Below are 21491 nucleotides of genomic sequence, written 5' to 3' on the forward strand. Positions count from 1 at the left end.
TTATCCGTTCTGCAATTCATGGACAAATGTCCACTTCTCGCTTCCTGCTTCCACGACCCATGACTAGCAGCCCAAGGCCGCCCCCGCCAGAGGGATCTCCACAGGCGTCACTTCCCGCGGAACTCGCGGTACCAATTCTCAAAAGATTTTTCGCTGCGTTGATGTCGCGGTCATGCCGCGTGCTGCACGCCGGGCACGTCCACTCCCGCACCGACAATGGCAGCTCGCTTATCACGTACCCGCACGCCGAGCACGTCTTGCTGCTCGCGTAAAACCGTGGTGCCACGATGAGTTCCGAGCCATACCACGCACACTTGTACGTCAACATTCGCCGAAACTCGCCAAAACCCACGTCCGAAATGGCTCGCGCCAACGCTCGATTCTGTACCATGCCTCGCACATGCAGGTCTTCGATGACGATCACTCGCTTGGTTTTCGCGAGCTCCGTCGTCACCTTGTGCAAAAAGTCCTGACGTATGTTGCGGATCTTCCGGTGCAGCCGGGCAAGCGCCAGCGCCGACTTCCGCCGATTTCGCGAGCCTGGTTTCTTTCGGCTATGCCGCTTCGACAGCCGCCTTAAGCGGCGAAGGTATCGGGCGAGCGGCTTTGGCGCCTCGATTTTCGTCCCGTCAGACAACGCGAGAAAGCACGAAATACCCAAATCTACACCCACCGGCTCGCCCGAAGGTGGAACAGGGTCCGGAATCTCCGTTTCTGTGGCCAAACTCACATACCAACGGTCCGCCTCCCGCTTGACCGTCGCCGACAGGATTCGGCCTTCGACATGCGGTTTCTCTTTCAGCCGAACCCGCCCGAGCCGAGGCAGTTGTATAGCGTTGTCCAAGACGCGAATCGAACCCGTCAGGCGAAACGAATCGTCGCGACCTTTTTTCTTGAACCGAGGGAATCCGGCCTTGCGCCCCTCCTTCAACCTGCGAAAAAAGTGTTGAAACGCGCGATCCAAGTCCCGCAACGCTTCCTGCGGGGCGCATTTGGAGACCTCGTACATCCACGGGAAGTCGGTTTTCTTCAGGCGGTTGAGTTCCCGGTGCTGTTCGATGGCGTTCGTGCTTTGCCCCGTCTCTTCATAGAGCGCGATGCGTCTGGCAAGCCCCCAATTGTACGCAAATCGGGCCGCACCTGCGTGCTTGGCAAGCAGGTTCCGTTGCATCCGATTCGGCGCCAACTCATACCGATACGCCCGATGAATCTTCATGCTCGAGAACCTCTTTTTGGTCGGCGCTTGACACGCGCGCATACAAGGCCACGGCATTCTCCGTGGAAGGCTCGGGTTCGTGAACAAGAATGGTGCCCGAAGGAGTTTGTTCAAAAGGCACGGGCATCCGGCCTTCTTTGACCCAACGCCAGGCGGTCTTGTACGTAATTCCGTTCTTTCTTGCCCAATCACTGAGTTTAATAGAAATAAAATACACTAAATGTACATGATTGTCCATCATTCAGTGAGCAGTTCTCAACCCCCGATCTTTCCGATAAACCATTGGATAATGGGGAAGAACACCGTCGGGGCAAGCAAAAACAATAACGCCACCATCCCAAAGACCACGGTGACCATCATGTTGCTGTGGGCTCCCCTGAAATAGTGCATGAAAAGCCGCACCACCATGACCGCCAGCGCCACGACTCCTAAGATCGAAAAGATCGGATCCAACAAGCTCCACAGAGGATTGCTGGTGATGTCGTTAAGCGTCGTTCCCGTTCCGTTCATGGGAAAGCCTCCTTTACTGAAGATGCAAAAAGCGGCATACGGCTCCGAACCACGGCCAGGTGCCCCATCCCACCACGCGCCGAGCATCGGACAAGACTCCTCCTGCCGCGTGCTGGATTTCAAGTGGCGCGTGAAGGAACAAGTACGCGAGAGCAAACAGCACGGCAAACGCGGTCAATGCCACGCGAATGACGGTTTCGCCTGTGCTCTCGACCTCAATCGCAAGCCAGGGCACCGGCGGTTTCACCCACCAGGGCAGCGGATAGAAAAGCTGCACGCCGCGCGGGTTCACGAGATCGATCACCCAGTGGCTCACCCAGCCCACCCAGATCCCCGTGGCCAGCCAGTCGGGGATGCGAAGCCCCAGGCCGAACAGCACGAGGTACAGGAGCGTCGAGACCAGCAGGCTGTGGGTCAGCGTGCGGTGGCGCACGAACATCGACACCACCGAAGCGCCCGGTATGTGTCGAGAGATCCAAGATTCAGGCTGATCGATGTCCGGCACGGGTGCGACCGCGTATGCCACCGCAGCCGTGGCGACAGCTTGCCACGTGATCGGCGCGTGTTCTGAAGCCAGCATCACCTCCGTCAGGGCCACCGCGAACACTGCGTGAGTCGTATGAATCAAAAAGCCACCTCCTCTCTACGAGAAGCGGGGTGGCATGCAAAAAAAGCCTTAGTGCTGAAGTAGCTCCTCCGTTTGCAGGCCAAGCAGTTCCAACAGCTTTGCCTTGCCTCGGGCGTTATACCTGAACGTTGACACCTGCTTGTCGCTATACGGCGATTTGTCTAACACAAACTCGCCATATTCTGGCGTTTTGAGCCCGTACTGATTTGCGATACGGCCAATGAGATTTGCGCTGACACCGGCTTCTTCCGCGATCTCCGTGGCCGAGTATAAACGTTCCTTGGCAGGCGGCTGCAAGAGTTCGCGTCCAGCCGCGATATTGACCGCTGCAAACAGCAACGACTCAATCGCCGTTTGGGAAATTTGATCCCGGAACTTCTGTGCGGCGTCGAGCACAACTTTGGCCAGTCGCGCTTGCGCGTTCATCCGCATCACAGCCAACCGCTCGCGCTTCATTTCTTCGTCTTCGGTCGACTTGCGATTCGGCAGTTCGTACCGGCCTGTCTTACGGAGCGTCGGCAGGACCTCGTGGGTGATCCAACGCTTGAAGCCCTTAGCTTCAGGTTTGCGACTACGCAAAATCAGAGAGTACAATCCGGGTTCGTTCACAACAAAGGTTTCTTGCTGACGCCCAAGTGCATCGGTGACCGGAACAGTATTCCGCTCATCCTCATCAAGGAGACCAACCGACTTCCGGGCGTCCACGATGCCCAATACGTCACACACGTCCTTTGCCACCCACCACGGCTCGCCATCGACCATGACAACCCGCACCTGCTTGCCTTCGTACTCAAACGGCAACAACGTATCCATTCGCTCGACCTCCCGAAGTTTCAGGCGGAATTCCCCGCTCTACTCAGAAGGGGGACGGCATGCAAAAAGGCCCGCATTCCCAGGCGAGCCTAGTCTCAGGTGTTGTCTCTCGGATTCCGATTACGCCGCGGGTCAAACCGGAGGGGCTGCCCCATGCGCGCGCGTTGACGCAGATTCGTGGCCCTGCGCGAAGGTGTGACAGGCGGTGTACGTCGAGAAGCTTCCGGCCGCTCTTCGCGCCGCTGCGTGTTGCGTGCAGGCGGGTGCGCTGCGGGTTTCGTTCGAGTGGTTTGCGAAGAAGCCTGGGAAGCCTTCGGTTGCAACCGCACCACCGTGTTCGGCGTGTTCTTGGACTCTGCGGCCCTGGGGGGCGTCGATCCTTGCTCGCCCTCCGCTTGTTTCGCGTTCGCAGAAGCCTCAGATTCATGGGTACCCGCGATACGGCGAAACGTTGCGGGGTGGACGGAAGGCGCAGCAGGCTTCACGGCGTCCGATGCCTGGGTGAACTCTGCACCGATGGACGTTCCCGTGGCCTCTCGTCCGTCTGCCGGCACATGAGCTTCGTCGTGTGTCGTCGGGCGAAGCGTGATGTTGCGTCCTGAATCATCGGCCTGCCGTTCGATCGCTTGTTCGCGAGTTTTGGTTGCCGTCGTATCCGAAGCCGATGTCTGTGCTTCGGCAAACGATTCAACCTGGACCGCAGGGGCGTCGTCGCGCGTACCAGTTTCTTCAGTCGCCATGGTATGCGTTTCATCTTGCTCCAACGAGGCAGGCGTTTCAGGCACTCCCCGCCGGCTCGCTTCCGCCGCCGTCTCTTGCACAGGCGCAGGCGTGTGAAAGCTTCGCTCCAACGCGCCGGCTTCCGCATCGTCCACTTCCACTTCCGGCAACTCAGAGCGGTTCGCCGCACGAGACTCTGCGCGCGCTCCCTCGCTTCCGGGGCCTGAAACTGAGTTCGTTTCGCTGTCCTTGCGCAGCGTCCCTGGATTCACTGCGGAGGCTTCAGGTTCAGAAGCCCTTGAAGCACTTTCCACCCGTTCTCCTGCATCGACTTGTGGTGCCACAAACGCTTCCGAGACCAACTGCGGAGATGGCACATCCTGTTCTTCTGTCGCCACGGGTGACGATTCGGTCACGTCCTCTGCGGACACCTGCTGTTCCGCTTGCTCCGGCGAAGATTCGTCCGTCACGCGACGTTGCACAGACGAACTTTCGGGTTGGGATGTGGGTTCGGGTGTCGCAAAAGCGTCCGCCAAGGAGGACATCGCCACCTCGTCATCCGCTCCACGCCGCATGGGCTCGTCTTCGCGCCTTACCATCCCATCTGCCGTACTCTTCGAAGGCACCGTGTCAGGCTCGGACGCTTCGCGATCTTCATCACGCTCCGAACGCGCATCACGCGACTCTGAGGCTCCGTCCGTGCTGGACGATACAACCTCTTGTTCTGGGACTTTCTCCTCTCCATCGTTCGATTTCGCGTCCGCGCTTGGACGCGATTCGGCTTCGGGTCCTGGATGTTCGTCCACGGTAGATTCTGGTGTACCCTTCTGCGTCTCGAGCGTTGCGACCTTGGTTTCATCGTCGGTGTCAACAGTCGACTGTCCATGTCGTATCGACTGTCCACCCGCAGTGGACGTGCCGGACGACGAACCGCCTTGCGGCGCACGACTTGTGGAAGAATCTCCTGACGGCGCTCCATTGGAACTGTTTCCGCCGGCCGATCTCCCTCCCAGCGGGGTTCCACCAGAAACGCCGCCAGCCGCATTCCCCGGCGCGGTCCCGCCATAGGAGGAAGACCAGCGCGAAGACCTAGTGTTTCCCGCGCTCCCTGCAGGAGGCGCGCCGAAAGTTCCGCCTCCCCCTCGCTGCATCGCACTGAATGCTGCGCTCAAGGTCTTCTGGGCAAGAGAGCCGCCGCCACCGCTCTTGTTGTCTTGGTCGTCGTCACGCTTGTCACGTTGATCACGCCGCCCCCACGCTTCGCGGGTGCGCTGACGCCATTCGTCCATGAGGCTTCGCGGTTTGCCATCTTCGCCCGTGATCGCTCCGTTTTGAATACGGGCGACGACCGGCTCGACGTAAATCGAGAAGAGCTGATGGCGCATCATGAGCGCCCCCAGAAAGATCAGCCCGCTCGTGATGGCTCCCGTGATGAGCGTTGCCTCGTCACCGGTCAAGGAAACGGAATCCATCACGATCGTCACGAGCAGAAACGTGATCGCCATATACACCACATTGGCCAGCTTCAAGAGCAGAAAGCCAACTGATTTCTTCGCCCAGTTCTGCACGATCCCCCAACCGACTTCGGGGACAAACCCGAGTGGCAAGACGAAAATGCCCATGAACGCACTGAACAAAAACGCCAACTCAAATCCGAAGAGAATAAACGCCATGAACGCCAGAAACGCGAGACATGGCAAGCCCAGGATGAACATCACCAACAGGAAGATGATGTTGTTGTACGGATTGGCGTTCTTCACACTCGTACTCGTCCACGACGATTTCGCAAAGGGCTGAGACGTACTCAAGATGTCATTCAGCAGGCTGTCTCGCGCCTGGGACGTGGTGTTCTTCATGAAGAGAACTACCCAATTATCTCCCGGCTGGATCGTTGCGGAAGCCCCGCTATCCGTCGTATAGCTCTCTCCGACCGCCGCGTTGGATACGTTAAATTTGGCGAGGTCGTTCGACTCATGTCCGAATTGCGCCAGTTCCCAAGGCTCCAGCACATAAATATTCCAGGCGGCGTCGTAGATCGTGCTGGCACTGAGATCGGCCACGGATTCGATGGCCTCACTCACGGTGTTATCCAGGTTTTCCGAGAGGTTGTTCACAACCTGGAAGATCGCTGCGAAGTGCATAAAAATACAAACAGCAGCCCGCCCATCGCCGTGGTGGTGAGAAACGCCGTCAGGATCTTGGTGTGGTGTCCTCGGAGATAATGCCACACCATGTAGATCGCTACTGCCAGGCACAGGAACGGCAGCAAGCGTAGAAACACATTCGAATACGCCTGAGAGAATGAAACTCCCATGCGTTGAGAGATGGGGTTCACGAGCCACGCTGGATTCGTGAAGTCCACCGCGATCATGATCACGATATGGAAAGCCCACGCCAGCCCCCTGCGACACCAAGTCCGCGATGAAGTTCGCGACTTCCTTGATGGCGCCGCCCCCCGAAGAGCGTGTTCCACCACCCTTCTGGCGGCAGCGTGAAGGTATAGTCGTTCGGAGACGGATGCTGCCAGCCGGGAAATGGGGACGTGGGATTCGAATAACCAAAGAGCGTATTCGAAGCGGCGGCGGACGTGACCACCTGATGAATGCTCGGAAGCGCGTTGCCGCTAGTGATCGCGGTTGAGGACGCCTCGGTGGGTGGGGTTCCGCCACTGGCCATGACAATCATAGACTAATCCCTCCTATCCCGTGGCAAGTTGCAGGGCAAACGAAGAGCCGCACCACCAATCCAGTTGGCGAATGCGGCTTGAGCCTATCAATGTGAATCGTGCTCATAACACTTCCGGCGTGGTATTGAACGCTTGGAGGAGCCCCGCATCCACCACGTCAATCTGCACCTCGCCAATGCGCCCTAAAGGATCGCGCAAAAACCCGCGCCCTTTCTCAAATGCCTGGAAGGTTTCGATGTACTGATTCAGTTGCTCTTCGTTCTCAAGCGGCAACCCGAGCAAGCGAACCGCGTGCTCGACCTGGATCCGCGATGTAAGCCGTCCGACAAACGTCCATCCGAGGCTCGCCGCCACGTCGTCGTTTTCCTGCCCCGGTTTCGGCAACAACACGTCAGGGTTCTGCACCGCCATCATCAGGACCAGGTTCATGCTTCGCCCAAGAAGCAACATCCGGTTGAGGAGCGCCCTGCCTTCTGGAATCGAGCGCAGGATCCATGCCTCATCCACCGCGAAGAATTTGCGCACGTTTTGCGGAGCCATGATGAGACGTCGAAACGCGATCTGCGTAACCAGGTAGAGAATGGCGACCGCGAAACGCTGGCTCTCACGCCATGCATCCGGCGAACTCCCCGGGTCCGGAAAGTCCAGGCCCATAATCGACGCCACCACCAGCCTTGCACGGCTATCCATGACGTTGTCTTCCCCGTCTTTTCCATAGAGCGCACGGCCCAACTCGCTTGTGCGGTAATGTTCGAGCAGTCCGAGAAAGAGATCCGCAAGGTTGCGTTCTTCCTCCGGCCGTTGCGCGTTGTTGCGCTCGGCGGCCAGACACATGAGGAAATGGTCCATGTCCCACCGTTCACCTTGATACAGCGCGTGCAGGGCGCGTTGGATGACGAGCGACGCTCGCTGATCCTCGCGGCGCGTGGTGACGTTGAGAAGAACGCCCAGGAAGCCTTCCGCAATCAACTGTGATTCACTCGCGTCCCGCCCCAAGCGAAATGGAGAAAATCGCAACGCGCTCCCTGCGCCAAACGTCCACCACACGCTCTCGTTCGGCCACAACTTGACCAGGGATCCGTATTCGGCCTGTTTCGGGTCAACCACAGCACCGATTGCGCCCCATTGAAGCATGGTGTCCGCCGCATACTTCATCCCCACCGACTTGCCGCTTCCGAGTGTGCCCGCAAACGCCACAGCACCACTGCGGTTGAGTTCGCGCATCGCGCGATACCAATTTACATACACGGGCCTTCCGCTTGGCACCATCCGCGCGAACCACTGCCCAGTCGGATCACCGACCCATGCGGTGCCGAGTGCACCGGAGGTCGCGAGCACCGACGGATCCGCAGGAATCGCCCACGCTTTCTCCACGCCGCCTGTCGTGCCCGGGAAAAAGGCTTGCCAGAGTCTCAGCGCGTCACCGGGCGGATGGACGAGTCGAATCGAACCCTGGAGCCGCTCTTTCAGCATTTCTTCACGCCGCAACATCTCAAGCTCGCTGTCTGCTCCCACCGCAAAGAAGGCGTGGAACGTCGCAAACGCCATGCCCGCCTTCAGCTTGGCTTCAAGGGCCTGCGCGTCTTCCAGTCCGTCGTAGATGTCCCACGGCACGTCACCCTCTTCGGCGTACTGTTCGCCCGTGCTGGCGACCTCTTTTCGGCGGCGATAGACGATCTCTCGCGCGCGTTGCGGGGAGATGACTTCAAAGTGCACACAGGCATCGACAGGGAACGCAAGTTTTTCAAGCGGTTGATAGATCCACTCGTCGCCGATGACTTCGAGCCGTTCGCGCATGCTCGCCACCGCCATGACCGACTGATACGATGTGCGCTTGTCGTCATGCTCGACGCGAACGCGGAACGTGTCTTCCCGCACCGCCGCCGACACGAGTGGCAGACGCAAGGGACGAGGCCGAATCACGACATCCCGGCCTTCCACCGTCAGCGTTTTAGGAAGCGGATCCGGCAAGGCCAGGGGCCATGGGGTTAGGCCGCGCCAGTACGGCGCGCGATGCAGTCGTTCGATGTCCTGGGGCGCCGCTCGCTCCAACATCGGGATGATGGCCTGCAATCGATTGAACAGCCGCTGCTCCGCTTGCTGTGAGACCAACAGATCGTGCCGCGTGAGGACGGGCGCTTGCACACGCGCAACCCTGCGCTTCGCAAATCCCCACAACCTCGCAAACTGTTCCGACACGCGCTCACGCAACTGGTCGGGGCGATCCAGCACCTGCGACCAAGCGGTGCCGAGAGGCGAAGCCAGCGGCAACACAAGCACTGTCAATCGCTCGAATGGCGTGAGTCCCTTCAGTCGTTCCGCGACCATTTCCATGTGCGCTCGCCAATGCGGGTGATCCCCGAAGCTGCGCATGCGGGTAAGCACTTCTTCGCTCGAGATCGGCACCGAGATGCTCAACAACTGCCCGTACCCGCGGTAGGTCTGGAAGAACACTTCAAGCTGTCGATAGATGCTCCGCTTGACCGCCTCCGGCTGATGCTCGTACGGCAGGGCTGGAAGCCGGTACACCGCAAAGGAAGAGCCATTCTCCAGAAAGAGCAGATTGTCATACCAGAAGATTGTGCGCATAAAAAAATCCCCCTCTATCCCGAGGGGGTTGGCAGGCAAGTTTTCGCTCTCTGCTCATGCACCAAGGTCGGGTGCATCGTCGAAAAGACTGAGTTGCACAGCCTCTGCTTTTTCGAAGTTTCTCACGCGCGCGGCGAATGTACGAATGCACCGCCCCGCGCGTAATCGACAGCGCTTGCGCAATGCCCGTGTACGTCATGCCTCGTTCATAGGCCAACAGGCACGCCGCCTCGCGCAAGCTCAGAATGCTCCGCCACGACACCGGCAAACGTTCTGACCACAGTTCCTCGTGCCCCTCGTCCTCTTCGTCCGCATCCCATTCGCCGCATCCGCACAATCCCCGTTTCGCCGCCAGCCGATCCAACACGCCCATATCTCCAATGGGGACTTCCCGGTGTTCCACCCTCACGGTGCCTTCCATGAGCCCCAGGGCATACTCCGTTGTCCGGATCATGCTTTCGCAGTATTTCACAGCCAAGTAGCTACCGGGATCATCTTGCTTCTGGTGATGGCGCTTGATCGATTTCACGCCTTCCAGGCTCGCTTCGTATTCCTCAATCAGATCGGCGAGATCGTCTCGCATGGTCCCACCTCCAAGAACCATCGCTTGTTGTCTAGTTTACCAAACCGCTCTATCGAGAGCGGCTTGCCATGCAAAAATCGCCCGCCCGCCGCGTTTGCGGCAGACAGGCGGGCGATTTTTGCGCTCTGGATCAGTAGCTCTTTCCGCCGATGCTTTCGCTGATGATATGCGTGAACCAATACGCAGGCCAGCCGAACGTGCACGCCACATTGTTCGCCGTGACGGTGATGTTGCCGGCAGGCGTGTCCACCGTCATCACGAACGAGATGTGCGCGCCGTCCTCATAGGCGACGGTCGGGTTCGAACTGATGCTCCAGGCCGTAAGTTCCGGTTTGCCGTCCAGATACACGCCCTTCGGCACGTTCGTCCAGCAGGACACGACTTCAGACGCCATCTCCGGCGCCTGCGTACCGTTCGGCGTATCGCCGACGTCGTACAAGGTATCGGAATTGACGGTCAGCGGCTCCGTCCATGTGATGCTCCCGCCGTCCGGGTTCGTCATCGTGAACGTCACCGTTCCGCCCGTTGGCAGCGAATTGGGCGGTCCTTGCCACACATACCGGAAACCGAATCCAGCATCCGGGCGCACCCACACCGTCGGTGTCTGATCGCCAATCGGCGGGCCGTAGGTGTGGTAGGTTTGGCCGTTGATATCGAGCGTGCTGGAGATCTGGTTCGCGGTCGGCCCGCCGCCTTCGAGCCCCGTGAAGCCGTGCTCCTGGAAATACTGACAGAAGAGCCCCGGACATTGCTCGCTGTCCCACTCACCCGCCGGCACCGGGAGCCACATGTCCTCCGGCGTACCGGGGTCATAGGACAAGCCGGAAATCTGGCCGTCGTTGACGGAGGCCGGATAGTATTGGGACTCCTGCGTCGTAACGTCCACACACTGCCACGAGTTGGTCTGCGCGTTGTACTCCGGTGTCGGTACGTTGTACACCCACGTCAGCTCTTCCGAACCGTTGCCATAGCTCGTCCACTGCTCGTCCGAGTCATACGGCGAACCGCAGTTGGGTTCCGGTGGCGGTGTGGGTTGTGGATTCGGTGTCGGCGTCGGAGTGGGTTGTGTTGTGCCGTTTGTCCAGGTCACCGATACCGGATTCGACTGATAGGCGTCGTTCTGAATGTCGAACACGCCGCCCCCGGGCGGAATATACGACACGTATGCGATAAACGTGTCCGTTCCCGGCACGTTGCTTGTATAAGTTTCCGACGCACTCGGTGTGAAGATCTCGCCCGGCCCCACCGTCTGACCCGTGGTCTCGTTCACGATGGTGATCCACATATCCCCGGTGTTTTGCCATCCGCTCGTCACGTTGACGGTCAGCGTGGTAGCCTGACCCACAGGCAACTCCGTAGGGTTGGCAGCAAGCGTCAACGTGACACCGCTGCTCGGATTCGGCGTTGGTGTCGGCGAAGGTGACGGCTGGGGCGTCGGTGTTGGACTCGGCTGTGTCGTGCTCTGCGGAGGCACCCATGTGGGTGTAATTTCATTGCTCGTCGCCAACAACTGCCCATCTGCATTGACGACTTCCGCCTGATACGTGATTGTGAGCGTGTCTCCCTGATCCGTCACCGAACCGCCTATGCCAGCCTCCAGCGTGACCGGCTGCTCGCTTTCGTTATGGCTCGCAGATGGCTCAGTCAATACGGCTTGATACACACACCCCGACGCAGTACAATATCCGCTCGAATACCAGCCATTGGGGAAATACGTTCCTGATGCTTCGGCAGGCGTGGCTGGACTCTCATTCACAACCTGGATGATGACCTCATCCCCAGGCTGCCAGCCCTGCACGCTGTACGACTCCGTAATCGTTCCGCCATAGGTTGTCGATCCCGGCGTCGCCATGAGCGTGATAGACACACCTGTGTTATTTCCCCATGCCACCGTGACAGTGGGCGATGTCGTGCCTTGTCCCACGTCCGTCGGGCTAGGCGGATTCGGCGGCGTCGTGGTTACCCAAAACTTCACCACTTGCGCCGTGTTCGACACCGCTTGAAGCGTCGTCGTGCCAGTGTCATTCACCGTGATTTGATAGTTACCATTCGAATGACACCCTTTGGTTGTGCAAGTTTCCGACGGTTGTTCACCCTGGATCACGGGGGCCGTGCTATATAGTGTCACCGTTCTCCCCGGCGCATTTGCATTGACTGTGATGGTCGAGACCTGTCCCACAGGCAATTGCGTCGGAGACGCGCTCACGGTTGCACCTGCCCACGTGATCTGGAAAGTTTCACTCGATTCCATAACCCCTTCGGGGTTGATGAGACTCGCGGTGTAGGTCACCGTCTGTGGCGTTTGCGTGCTGACGCTCACCGTTCCAGTCGAAGCGCCGTTATAGAACGTCTGATTCAGTGACGCTCCACCCGTTCCTCCGTTCGAGACCAGCGTCACGCTCCAACCCGTGTTCGTTGCCGCAGGCAAGTTCCCGTTGTTAGGAGCCTCAAAATCGGAATAGTAGATCGCGGGCTGGCCAGTTTGCAGAAATTGCACATTGAAATTGACACTCGTGCCCGCATCCACCGTCACATTTGGCCCGGCCGCGTAGATACCAGCCCCGCCACCCATGAGTTGGGTGTACTGATCGGACACAATTGCGCTTACGCTGCCCGTTTGAATCGGTGTGCTGCCATTCGCAGATAAGGTTACGGTTGTCGACACGGTGCAATCCGTTGTGGTATCCGTAGCTGTAACCGTGTAACTTTCGCCAGGCTGCCCTGTCAGGATCACGCCCACGCTCTGTTCACTGCCACCGACGCCCGGCACGCTCAGACTCCCGCCATTGTTCACGGTGAATGCGTACGTATCGCTGTCATCGTGGGTAAACGTCAATCCCGCGCTGTTCGAACCGACACTTCCCACTGACCAGCTTGCCTGGCTACACTGCCCCGTGGTAGGCTGTGTCTGAACCTGGCCCCACGTCACTTGGACAGGCGTCGACTGCGCGACGACCGTCTGGCCGTTCGACGTGTCGATCACATACGCCTCGTATTCCGCCGTGTACGGCTGCGCAGAAGTAACTTCCTGCGTGTACGAGGTGACGTTGCCCAGGTTTTCAGTATCGCTTCCGGCTAACGTAGTACCATGATCTGCGTCAGCCAGTTCGACGATGTAGTGATCGCCGTTGGGCAGTTCACTGCGTTGATTCGGGCCCTGAATCGTCCCGTTGACGTTCACCGTCAAGGTGCTGTACTGCCCAACCGTCAATTGCTGGGGAACGGCGCTCAGCGAAACGCTGACGCCGTTCCCTGAACCTGTTCCCACGCCTCCACCGCTGCCGCTTTGGCTGCTCCCAATGGTAAAGTTGGCCGTCACAGGCCCCGAAATGCGATCCACACCGTCTGCCACCCACGCCTGAGCCTCGTAATTCCCCGGCGTCAGGTAACTCGCGGAAAACGTATCCGTGTACGTTCCCTGACTTCCGACTTCATTCTGCATCTCGGAAATGTCACTGAATCCTGTCCCCGCGAGCCACTCCGTCTGCCCAGTGCCGAGATTCGTGATCTCCACCGCGTCATAGTGATAGTTCGCGAGCGAACTCCAGAGCGGCACGTTGACGTTGAACGTCAGCGTGACGTTTGTGCCCTGCACCTGTGCCGTGAGGCTCTGGGCAGTAGGTGGCTTGGACGGGATCACGTAGAATGTCGAATGCTCGATCGGATCATTCCCGTAATAGTTCCCGGTCGGCGTCACAACACCCCCGGATGGATCCATCTCTGCGCCAGATTCGCTGGCGACGTAGGCAAAGGGGACGAGATATTGAGTTGGAACATTTCCGTTAGTGTCATAAAGCTTGTACTCATACGGTTGGACCTGATTTTCTACGAATTGAGCATTACCACCGAGTTCACTAGCAACGGAGTCTATCTCAGTGATCGGCAACCCCAAGTACCCGTTGCCATTCAGGCTGTTGTCGCTCACGATGTCTGACTGCACAATGTCGTTACTCAGCGTTGCACCCGAAATCTCGTCCGCCGCACTGACGAGAGCGGAGTAGAGATAAGGTCCAAAAAACCCCGACCAGCCTGGATATATTTGAGTGCCTGGATATTGATATGCCATAAACTTGTCGCTTCCGTAAATCGCGAACTCTCCGACCACGCCGCCGAACTGGGTGTACACCGTATTCACTGCAACGATGTACCCATAGCCGCTTGTCCCTCCTCCGGGTTGAATCACTTGTGCGGCAAAAGCATTCGGCGACAAAGCGGAAAACGCTGTGAGTGCCGCCGCCCCTGCCAGTCCCATTCGGGACGCATTCAATTTCCAGCGCACACAACCACCCCTTCCTACTCATAGGAAGGGTGACATGCAAAACAGGCAAAAAAATTGCGCGCCTCGACTGAGACGCGCGGTACGGTGCAAAAGTCAACGCGACGAATCCACTGTAATGTCGGGGACAACATCAGGATAATTCATGGTAACTTGCCCCATACCTATGGTAATACCAAATAATCCAGTCGGCTTCGCAAACGAAATTGTCGTTCCGCCCTCATACTGGCTCGCGTTGGAGAGACTGACCGACGGCGCATAATACTCCGTCGTCACATCCTCCGGCACATGGGCAGCAGCCACATTGTAATAATCCTGTGAGTCCCCCGTATACGGAAGCTCCACATTCATCTGATTGCCGACAAGCCACAACTTAATTTGATTAAAAGCACGCACTGCAATTCGATAAGCCTGTTGATTCTCTGGCGACAATCCGCCCGCTACCCCATACCCAATCGGCGCATGGAGCGTGTACACGCCGTTCTGCTCCTTGTACCCGTCCAGCCACCACTGGAGATTGCTCAAGACCGTCTGCGCCTCACTGGTGGTCAACTGGGCATTTGGATCGGTAATGCCGGTACCCTGGAACAGATCATTGTCCTCCGCCCACGTGAACGGATCGGTGACACCTTGGTACGTCAAGAACGTCTGGACATTGCCGCTTGGAGCGAGTCCCCCATTGGTATACGGCACCGCATACGCCGCCCAGTCCGCCAGCCACGTCGCCACCTGCCCCGTCGTCACGGGCGCATTCGGATCAGGCGTCACCCCAACCTGTTGCATCGTCGGATATCCGGTGACGACGCCCGCACCGCCGTACGTCGTCTCGTCTTGAATCGTTGCATTTCCGTTGACAGTGACTAAACTCGGCACGTTCCACTCGTGTTCCATCTTCGGCAACCCATCAAACAGTTGCCACATCGCATCCGCCATCTGCTGCTGCGTCTCATACGTAGCGGACTGATTCGAGCTGGCCGCGACGCTCTGGAGCGTCATGTCCCACTCCGACCCGTTCTGCCAATCGGTCTGCACGCCCATGTCGCCAAGGGCCTGCTCCAGGTAGTAGATCGGCACAAACGTCGTCTCGTCCTTCGCCCCGTAGTCCTGATAGGTGATCCTCGGCGCGTAGATCACAGGCTTCCCATTGACCTCAATCACCATCGTCCCGCTCGTGATCGGAACCGACTCGACGCTGCTCGGGTAGCTCACCTTCACCGTGCTCGGCGCGACCAGGTTCAGCACGCCCTTACCGCCGTTCCATTCCGCCTGAATGCCGAGTTGCGCCAGCGCCTTATCCACGTAGTAGATCGGCAGGAACGACGTCGCCTGACCAGTCCCGCCGCCGAACGGGTCGGGCGCGACGATGTGCTCCGGCGTGCTCTGCGGCACGTCGTTCACCACGATCACCGTCGGGTAATACTTGTACGTCTGCTGCGCCGCAAACACCGTTGGCCCCATCGCCGCCATCGGCGCGGCAGCCGCAAGCGCCAGCGCGGTCTTCCAAGCCATCTTCTTCATCGTCTCTCACTCCCATTCAAAACAATATTCTTTATTATCCATCCTTAAATGGATCATATTATCTTTTCCTGTTATTAGGATAATCCAAATGGGTGAAAATTGCAATAGGAGGATTGAAAATTTTCCTCTTTTGGCTCTGCGGCTATTATACTACGGGCAGGAGGCGCAGGAACCGCAGCCCGCAAAGGACAATCCACAGTCGCCTATTCCGCCTTGCGTGGAAACGGAATCATCTCCGCTCGCTTCGGTCGATGCGCGAATGAATCCACGCCAAGCAACAACAGCAGAAAGAATACGAGATCAGCGAGTCCGGCGGTCGTGAGCGGCCCCAGGTGGAGGTATGAGACATCGCAAGGAGTCGTCACAGAACAGAAGAGCGCGCGTACCGTGTGCAACTGCATCCACCACTGCGCCGACGCGATCCCGAAGCCAAGGAGCGGTGCGAACAGCACCATCCACCGATTGTTGGCGAACCAACCGAGGAGCGCCGCGACCAGCAATAGACGCTCCGACCAGCACATCGCACACGCCCGCCAGTGGAGCAGCAAGCTCCAGTATGCGCTCACACTCAGCGCGACCGCCGGAATGAGGATACCGAGCGCACGGCGTGTAGATGCTCGCCATCCGAAGAACCTCACCATCCGAAGATCACCCCTTCTCGTCGCGCAATACATCCGCCACAGCCGTCACAAGGCGCTCAACCGCCTCGTCGGAGAGTCGTTCTTGGAACGTGGTGAGGAGATCGACGAGAAGCGCGGTCTTTTTGCGCCCGCAATTTCTCCTCGCCGTACTGAGATTCATCGTGAAGTGCGCTTGGCAGGACCTCGCGCAGCACCCAACGCTGGAACGCGCGCGCGTGCTCGTTCTTCCCCAACAACGTGAGCCTCAGCATGCCCGATTCGCGCACCACGGGGATCTCCTCGCGTCCGCCCGGCCCTTCGATCACCACCGCGCCCTTCTCATCGTCGTCCGAGCCTTTCGGAGTGCCTTCTCGACATTGCGCATCCCCACCGCCTCACAGACGCCCGCTGCGTCGAAGAGCGGTTCACCGTCCACCCAGAAGACACGAACCTGCATACCGTTTGCGAAGACTGCCCAGGTTTGTTGCATGAGAGATCGCCCCCTCCGAAGAGCGATGTCTGCAGGGCAAAACGGCATAAAACAGCCCTGCGCCACCTTTCGACGCAAGGCTGTTAATTGGAGTGCATGTGTTACCTCTCTTCCACCACGATCGCAGTCGCCAAGGCTCGCTGCGGAACCGTCAAGTAGCGCCCCTCATACCACAGTCCTGTTGAACTCCCCCCGTCAAGGTTCATCGCGTATGTCAAACCGAGCGCTTTGGCGATCTGAGCTTCCTGGTATACATTCGCGTCGTGAATCGTCAAAAACACCAACTGCCCGGACGAATTGAAGCCGACCACCGAGCGCAGTGTCACCGCGTCCACGACTTCGTAGTTATCCAGTCCTTCTTTTGCTGGCTCGATGTCGATGCGGCCATTGTTGAGCAACATGGGGCCAGCACCGATGGCGTTTGGATAAGCACTGAACGGTACAGTCTTTCCTGTGTCCAGTGAAACTACAGTATCTCCCCACACCGCCCGATCCCCCACGTGCACCCGCTGCATGATGGGTGTTTTCGCCTCGCCCGCACCCATCTCGATGTCGTAGCCATTGCTTGGAATTGGCGTGATGCCATCGTGGATCGCAACGATCTTGTTGTTCTCCACCTCCGCCACGACAGACGACGATTCGCGAGTGCGCGGCCCGTAGAACGGCGTCAACACGCTGATCCGCATAGGGTTGGTGCTCAAGGTGTTGAGAAACCAAGGCCACATGTTGCTGATCGTATTCGTAGGATCGTAGACGTTCAGCGACAGCTCTTCGGTCGCCCGCAGCATCGTAAGCTGGCCCTGAGCGCCAATGCCGAGAAGCGTGCCTTTGTCGTTGTACACGAATTGGCCGTTCAACTCCAAAGCCCCGGCCGGGAAGTTATCGCCACCCGCGTCGAAGAACGTACCGTTGATCGCGGCGATGGCATGATTTTGTTTCGCAATGGCGGCGAGCGAAGCCGTCGTGCCTAAGTGGTTGTTCGCAATGGCTGGCTTGACCTCGATGCGGGGATCCCGCACGTCGATGATGACTTCATTAACGGGCTGTCCGTCCACGACAAGCGACCGCGTAAGAACGGGGTGGGGATTCGAGACAGCAGAAACACTGCGCACAGCGGCATACGGTGGCGGTAGGCTGTCCATCGTAGGTGCAACGAACACGAAACCACTCCTCTATCTCTTGTATGCAATTCCAAATTAGCTACGATTCGCGTTCCTTGCAACCATCAATGAGGACAAACAAAACCCGCCAAAGCGGGCGATTTCAAGAGCCCCTTATCTCAAACCATTGGCGGCATTTTACAGGGATCGACCCCCTCCGGCAACCGAAACCTCCCCCGAAGCAACGCAATCCACGCGCCGTCGGAAACGTATCCCGTCTCCTGTTGCACGGTGACACGCGAATCCGTCCAGATTGCCCACAGGTTGATGAGCACCCAGAACGGATTCCGGATCCACAACCACATCGTGAGAAAATTCGCCAACATGCCCGCACGATACACCCAGATTTTCTTCTTTACGGAGATCTCCGAGCAATACGTATACGGAAGGTTGTATCCGCCCATGGGAAGTGGCCGAAACTCAAAACGCCCGATTCGCAGGGCTCTCTTGCCGCTGCCGAATATTACTCGCTCTGTGGGCACGCCAAACACCCGCCGCATCACGTAATGGCCGAATTCGTGGATCATGATCCGAACATATAACTGCGGCCACACTGTTGCTGACGCCACAATCCAGCCGACAAGCGTTCGAGGGAAGGTGCAGAGAAACGTGTGCAAAATGCCAGCCAACACGCACAAAATCCCGCTTAACATGCCTTCTTCCCCAAATCCTCCAGATGGAAATCTTCCCACACCACCACGTGTGGGAACACGACCACCGCCAGAATCTCTAACTCATTACCGCCCTTCTTTTCGAACGCCAAGTGTCCCGCATAGGACGTGCTGATCCAGCCCCAAACGAAATAAATCGGAATCAGAGCTGCCACAGGGATGCTCGGAGCAATCGCCAGCGAGAGAAAGAACATGCCGTAGGGACCCAGTACATCCAAGACACCGCGCGGATCTGTGCGATCCAAATTATTGACGCGCACCGACAAAAAGAACAGCCACGACAAAAATAGATACGCCAAACCGCACAACACTCGCCCCCAGACGCTCAGATGGACAAAATGTCCGACGACCCAAATACCTCCAAGCGCCATGTACCACAGTTCCATTTTCGCTCTCAAGTTCGAGCCTCCTCCTTATGATTGCTTTTAGGTCTCCACTCCATAGCGTCATGCAAGGCAAAAAGAAAGCCCGCCGAAGCGGGGCAGCACGGACAGCCTTCTCAGTTTTGGTCAATTACAACGTCGCCGCCAAAAACTTAAGTTGATTTTTATATCGTTCTACCGACTCATTTACATTAAGCTTTTGCCCACGAATCGAAAACTGTTGCCCTGGTTGCAACTCGCAAATTGGAATGCTTCGCTCACCGCTTATTTTCCCTGCAGAAAGAAAATCATCCAACAAAAACACATGATCCTCTGGACGTCCGGTACCGAATAGCGACGGATACTGCATGGCAAGTTGTAGCGCTGCGTTTAAGAAGTGCCTCGTTGCCGCATCGGGTTCAAACCGTTTGCGACGTGACCAGTTCGCATGCGTCACCACGATGGAATGGATCTTGGGCAAGTTTTCGATGCCGCTCATTCGCATGTACTTAATCAAATCCATTGAAGGGTCATTGAGCATTCGAAACACAAGGCTCAATCCCACAATGGATGCATGATCCACTCGAATCGGCACAATGAGTGCATCTGCCGCCATCCAGCTTAATTGCGTTGCGCCGTTAAAAAATGGGCTTGTGTCAAAAAGGACACGATCGATCTCATGTGCCACTTCCTCACGCTCCGCGATCCGAGACAATGAAAGAAGGATATGGCGGATGACCGAAGAAGCCTGCGAATGCATTAACGATGCCGCTGTGCTCAACTGCGAATGAAGCGTCCCGGCAAACAGGTACAATTCCGTTGACCCTTTCAAAAGATAAGCATCATGTCCCGCGAACGCCGGGCAAGTCCCCCCAACCCGTGCTGCCATTCCGACTTGCGATGGAGTTTGTCCTGTAGGCATGATTTCCGAGATAAGGGCACCATATAAATCTGGTCCCACAGAAACATTATCGCGCAAAAGAATCTCAGATAGATTCATCTGCGGACAAGCATCGACAAACAAGACCTTCATCTGACGCAGTGCCAGTTCATATCCCAAATTAAATGTCAACGACGTCTTTCCTACGCCTCCACGAAAATTGGTGATGACGTAGCGACGAAACGACGGAATATTCACTCGACCGTTCTGACCGCTGGTGTAGTCCTCATACCGGCTCAAAACCACTTCCAATGGATCTGCCATCTATGCATCCCTCCGATTCCATTCTTCCAACCCAACATTCTTCCCATCCAACATTCTTTCCTTCTTAGCTTCCATATTATCAAATGGAGAACACGAAACACCAAAAATCAATCGCTCCTTATAGAGGCACGCCAACTGCTCGGCGGCGCTGGTGCCGAGCTTGCCAGATCACGTACCGCCCCATCGGCGCGAACCTCAGGGGGCGGTCACTTGTGTTTCAGCAAGGTGACCAATGCCACGACGAGCGTCAACAGTGTGACGACAAATGACCCGAATTGGATCATCAGCGACAGCTCTTCGGCTACGCTCATGGCCCCACCCCCTCCCTTTCGGGCAGGGGGTGCCCCCAAAGGTTGATGCCAACCTTAGTTTACCATTTTACGAATAGTTAAACCAGAGTGTTCCTCTTCTTCGGCATTTTCGTGACAAACTCGTAGGCGCGGTCATCGAAAAGCATTCGCGTAAGTTGTTCGTTATGCGCATCCAGAAGACGTCGAATTTCCACATCGATCTCGTCAATCTGAGTCTCCAGCTCCTCTAACAACCGCCGAGCTTGCGGCAAATCCCATCCGCGTTCTTCAAACATCGCAAGAAAATCGGTGTACAACGGCTCCACATCCGAAGGGATGCGATCCTTGTTCTCCAAGTACCACACAACATATTCGAGCTCGACTCGCGCCTGTTCGGCCAAGCTTCGCGTATACTCCAATTGCGCATAGCGGGCCAGCGGATCCGCATCCATCAGTTTTCGGAAGTATTCGTCTGCGAGAGGCTCCCCAAGTTTGGTGATCTCCTCTTCGGTGGCATCGGCATGCGCTCGCACCAACTCATACGCCTTTTGATGGAATTCCAGAATGACCGACTCCATATCTCTGATCATTCTTCATCCCTCCGACCACGGTTTACATCGTCAGCGAGAAGGGTTGTTGCCCATCCAGCAAATCCGCAATCCTGCCGTCCACCAACACGCCCGCGGGCTTGCCGTGCTGGACTTGATAGGCAATCAGATCGTCGATGTATTTCGCTTCGTCCATGAAGGCCGCGATCATGGTTTCCAAATACTGCTTTTGCTTGACCAACGTCTCCAAGTCGGCAAACGGCAAAGTCGCGTGCGCGAACTTCGCGCCTTGTTGCCGATACGGTACCATCGCCCGAACCTTTCGACCTAAAACACGTATCCTGCGCAGCGCTGTGCAGTAGTAGTCATTGTAAAATGCGTTCCATCCCTTCTCGGGCGTGAACACTCTGCGTGCATACGGCTCCACGAGATCGCGATTCTGCTTCCCGGTCTTCTTGTCGGTGAAGGTGATGCGATACGACAACTCCTGCAACATCTCCATCGGATACACCAGCATTTGCTCTTGTGCTTGCGCCATCTGGCGATCACACCCCTTTCACCAGATGGGGAGTTGCAGGACAAAACAAAACGGCGACGATCCCGATGA

20 protein-coding genes are annotated in these 21491 nt (G+C 57.4%); all 20 read right to left on the reverse strand.

From position 1 onward, the window contains the following. Positions 1–16: 16 nt before the first annotated feature. The 20 genes from TC41_RS11130 to TC41_RS11220 all read right to left on the reverse strand — a co-directional run bounded on the left by TC41_RS11130 (position 17) and on the right by TC41_RS11220 (position 21422). Complete coding sequence (locus TC41_RS11130; RefSeq protein ID WP_049784363.1) at positions 17–1216, reverse strand: RNA-guided endonuclease InsQ/TnpB family protein; 1200 nt, start codon at positions 1214–1216, stop codon at positions 17–19. Then, on the reverse strand, positions 1188–1457 hold the full coding sequence (locus TC41_RS15925) for a recombinase family protein (protein WP_237699922.1): 270 nt from the start codon (positions 1455–1457) through the stop codon (positions 1188–1190). Before TC41_RS15925 ends, TC41_RS11130 begins: the two co-directional genes overlap by 29 nt. Positions 1458–1471: 14 nt before the next feature. After that, a complete protein-coding gene (locus TC41_RS11135) occupies positions 1472–1726 on the reverse strand; it encodes a hypothetical protein (protein ID WP_014465152.1) in 255 nt (84 codons plus the stop codon). Positions 1727–1739: 13 nt separating this feature from the next. Then, the gene (locus TC41_RS11140) at positions 1740–2354 is read right to left on the reverse strand and encodes a metal-dependent hydrolase (RefSeq protein WP_237699923.1); all 615 of its coding nucleotides are present in this window, start codon (positions 2352–2354) and stop codon (positions 1740–1742) included. Between the two features lie 48 nt (positions 2355–2402). Continuing rightward, positions 2403–3167, reverse strand: coding sequence for a phage repressor protein (locus TC41_RS11145; protein ID WP_014465154.1), 765 nt, complete (start codon positions 3165–3167; stop codon positions 2403–2405). Positions 3168–3262: 95 nt separating this feature from the next. After that, complete coding sequence (locus TC41_RS15420; protein ID WP_014465155.1) at positions 3263–6556, reverse strand: hypothetical protein; 3294 nt, start codon at positions 6554–6556, stop codon at positions 3263–3265. A 119-nt stretch (positions 6557–6675) separates the two neighbouring features. Next, complete coding sequence (locus TC41_RS11165) at positions 6676–9162, reverse strand: ATP-binding protein (protein WP_014465156.1); 2487 nt, start codon at positions 9160–9162, stop codon at positions 6676–6678. After that, positions 9140–9745 (reverse strand): sigma factor-like helix-turn-helix DNA-binding protein, encoded by a 606-nt coding sequence (locus tag TC41_RS11170; protein WP_014465157.1) that lies wholly within the window; start codon positions 9743–9745, stop codon positions 9140–9142. Before TC41_RS11170 ends, TC41_RS11165 begins: the two co-directional genes overlap by 23 nt. A 130-nt stretch (positions 9746–9875) precedes the next feature. Further along, complete coding sequence (locus tag TC41_RS11175) at positions 9876–13997, reverse strand: hypothetical protein (RefSeq protein ID WP_148260184.1); 4122 nt, start codon at positions 13995–13997, stop codon at positions 9876–9878. A 120-nt stretch (positions 13998–14117) separates the two neighbouring features. Further along, positions 14118–15539, reverse strand: a complete 1422-nt coding sequence (locus TC41_RS11180) for a hypothetical protein (protein ID WP_014465159.1) — start codon at positions 15537–15539, stop codon at positions 14118–14120. A 203-nt stretch (positions 15540–15742) separates the two neighbouring features. Further along, positions 15743–16213, reverse strand: coding sequence for a disulfide bond formation protein B (locus tag TC41_RS11185; protein ID WP_374952853.1), 471 nt, complete (start codon positions 16211–16213; stop codon positions 15743–15745). A gap of 23 nt (positions 16214–16236) precedes the next feature. Beyond that, positions 16237–16485: a hypothetical protein gene (locus TC41_RS16925; RefSeq protein ID WP_237699925.1), complete on the reverse strand. Its 249-nt coding sequence runs from the start codon at positions 16483–16485 to the stop codon at positions 16237–16239. After that, positions 16482–16616 carry a hypothetical protein gene (locus tag TC41_RS17080; protein ID WP_258165035.1) on the reverse strand — a complete coding sequence of 45 codons (135 nt, stop codon included), beginning with the start codon at positions 16614–16616 and terminating at the stop codon, positions 16482–16484. Before TC41_RS17080 ends, TC41_RS16925 begins: the two co-directional genes overlap by 4 nt. A 134-nt stretch (positions 16617–16750) precedes the next feature. After that, positions 16751–17704 (reverse strand): phosphodiester glycosidase family protein, encoded by a 954-nt coding sequence (locus TC41_RS11195; RefSeq protein ID WP_014465162.1) that lies wholly within the window; start codon positions 17702–17704, stop codon positions 16751–16753. Between the two features lie 224 nt (positions 17705–17928). Next, positions 17929–18462, reverse strand: coding sequence for a site-2 protease family protein (locus tag TC41_RS11200; protein WP_014465163.1), 534 nt, complete (start codon positions 18460–18462; stop codon positions 17929–17931). Continuing rightward, positions 18456–18878, reverse strand: a complete 423-nt coding sequence (locus TC41_RS11205) for a hypothetical protein (RefSeq protein ID WP_049784365.1) — start codon at positions 18876–18878, stop codon at positions 18456–18458. Before TC41_RS11205 ends, TC41_RS11200 begins: the two co-directional genes overlap by 7 nt. A gap of 115 nt (positions 18879–18993) precedes the next feature. After that, positions 18994–20046, reverse strand: coding sequence for a ParA family protein (locus TC41_RS15930; RefSeq protein WP_014465165.1), 1053 nt, complete (start codon positions 20044–20046; stop codon positions 18994–18996). A 206-nt stretch (positions 20047–20252) separates the two neighbouring features. Next, on the reverse strand, positions 20253–20357 hold the full coding sequence (locus tag TC41_RS15935) for a putative holin-like toxin (RefSeq protein WP_081462277.1): 105 nt from the start codon (positions 20355–20357) through the stop codon (positions 20253–20255). A gap of 77 nt (positions 20358–20434) precedes the next feature. After that, positions 20435–20914 carry a hypothetical protein gene (locus TC41_RS11215; RefSeq protein WP_014465166.1) on the reverse strand — a complete coding sequence of 160 codons (480 nt, stop codon included), beginning with the start codon at positions 20912–20914 and terminating at the stop codon, positions 20435–20437. Positions 20915–20948: 34 nt separating this feature from the next. Then, on the reverse strand, positions 20949–21422 hold the full coding sequence (locus TC41_RS11220) for a hypothetical protein (protein ID WP_014465167.1): 474 nt from the start codon (positions 21420–21422) through the stop codon (positions 20949–20951). Between the last annotated feature and the right edge of the window lie 69 nt (positions 21423–21491).

The organism is Alicyclobacillus acidocaldarius subsp. acidocaldarius Tc-4-1, from assembly GCF_000219875.1.
GTDB lineage: Bacteria > Bacillota > Bacilli > Alicyclobacillales > Alicyclobacillaceae > Alicyclobacillus > Alicyclobacillus acidocaldarius_A.

What these genes read in the sequence shown, in the direction of transcription:
- TC41_RS11130 (WP_049784363.1), bottom strand. Translation starts at nt 1,216, where the DNA reads ATGAAGATTCATCGGGCGTATCGGTATGAGTTGGCGCCGAATCGGATG.
- TC41_RS15925 (WP_237699922.1), bottom strand. Translation starts at nt 1,457, where the DNA reads ATGATGGACAATCATGTACATTTAGTGTATTTTATTTCTATTAAACTC.
- TC41_RS11135 (WP_014465152.1), bottom strand. Translation starts at nt 1,726, where the DNA reads ATGAACGGAACGGGAACGACGCTTAACGACATCACCAGCAATCCTCTG.
- TC41_RS11145 (WP_014465154.1), bottom strand. Translation starts at nt 3,167, where the DNA reads ATGGATACGTTGTTGCCGTTTGAGTACGAAGGCAAGCAGGTGCGGGTT.
- TC41_RS11165 (WP_014465156.1), bottom strand. Translation starts at nt 9,162, where the DNA reads ATGCGCACAATCTTCTGGTATGACAATCTGCTCTTTCTGGAGAATGGC.
- TC41_RS11170 (WP_014465157.1), bottom strand. Translation starts at nt 9,745, where the DNA reads ATGCGAGACGATCTCGCCGATCTGATTGAGGAATACGAAGCGAGCCTG.
- TC41_RS11175 (WP_148260184.1), bottom strand. Translation starts at nt 13,997, where the DNA reads ATGGGACTGGCAGGGGCGGCGGCACTCACAGCGTTTTCCGCTTTGTCG.
- TC41_RS11180 (WP_014465159.1), bottom strand. Translation starts at nt 15,539, where the DNA reads ATGAAGAAGATGGCTTGGAAGACCGCGCTGGCGCTTGCGGCTGCCGCG.
- TC41_RS11185 (WP_374952853.1), bottom strand. Translation starts at nt 16,213, where the DNA reads ATGTATTGCGCGACGAGAAGGGGTGATCTTCGGATGGTGAGGTTCTTC.
- TC41_RS17080 (WP_258165035.1), bottom strand. Translation starts at nt 16,616, where the DNA reads ATGCAGGTTCGTGTCTTCTGGGTGGACGGTGAACCGCTCTTCGACGCA.
- TC41_RS11200 (WP_014465163.1), bottom strand. Translation starts at nt 18,462, where the DNA reads ATGTTAAGCGGGATTTTGTGCGTGTTGGCTGGCATTTTGCACACGTTT.
- TC41_RS15930 (WP_014465165.1), bottom strand. Translation starts at nt 20,046, where the DNA reads ATGGCAGATCCATTGGAAGTGGTTTTGAGCCGGTATGAGGACTACACC.
- TC41_RS15935 (WP_081462277.1), bottom strand. Translation starts at nt 20,357, where the DNA reads ATGAGCGTAGCCGAAGAGCTGTCGCTGATGATCCAATTCGGGTCATTT.
- TC41_RS11215 (WP_014465166.1), bottom strand. Translation starts at nt 20,914, where the DNA reads ATGGAGTCGGTCATTCTGGAATTCCATCAAAAGGCGTATGAGTTGGTG.
- TC41_RS11220 (WP_014465167.1), bottom strand. Translation starts at nt 21,422, where the DNA reads ATGGCGCAAGCACAAGAGCAAATGCTGGTGTATCCGATGGAGATGTTG.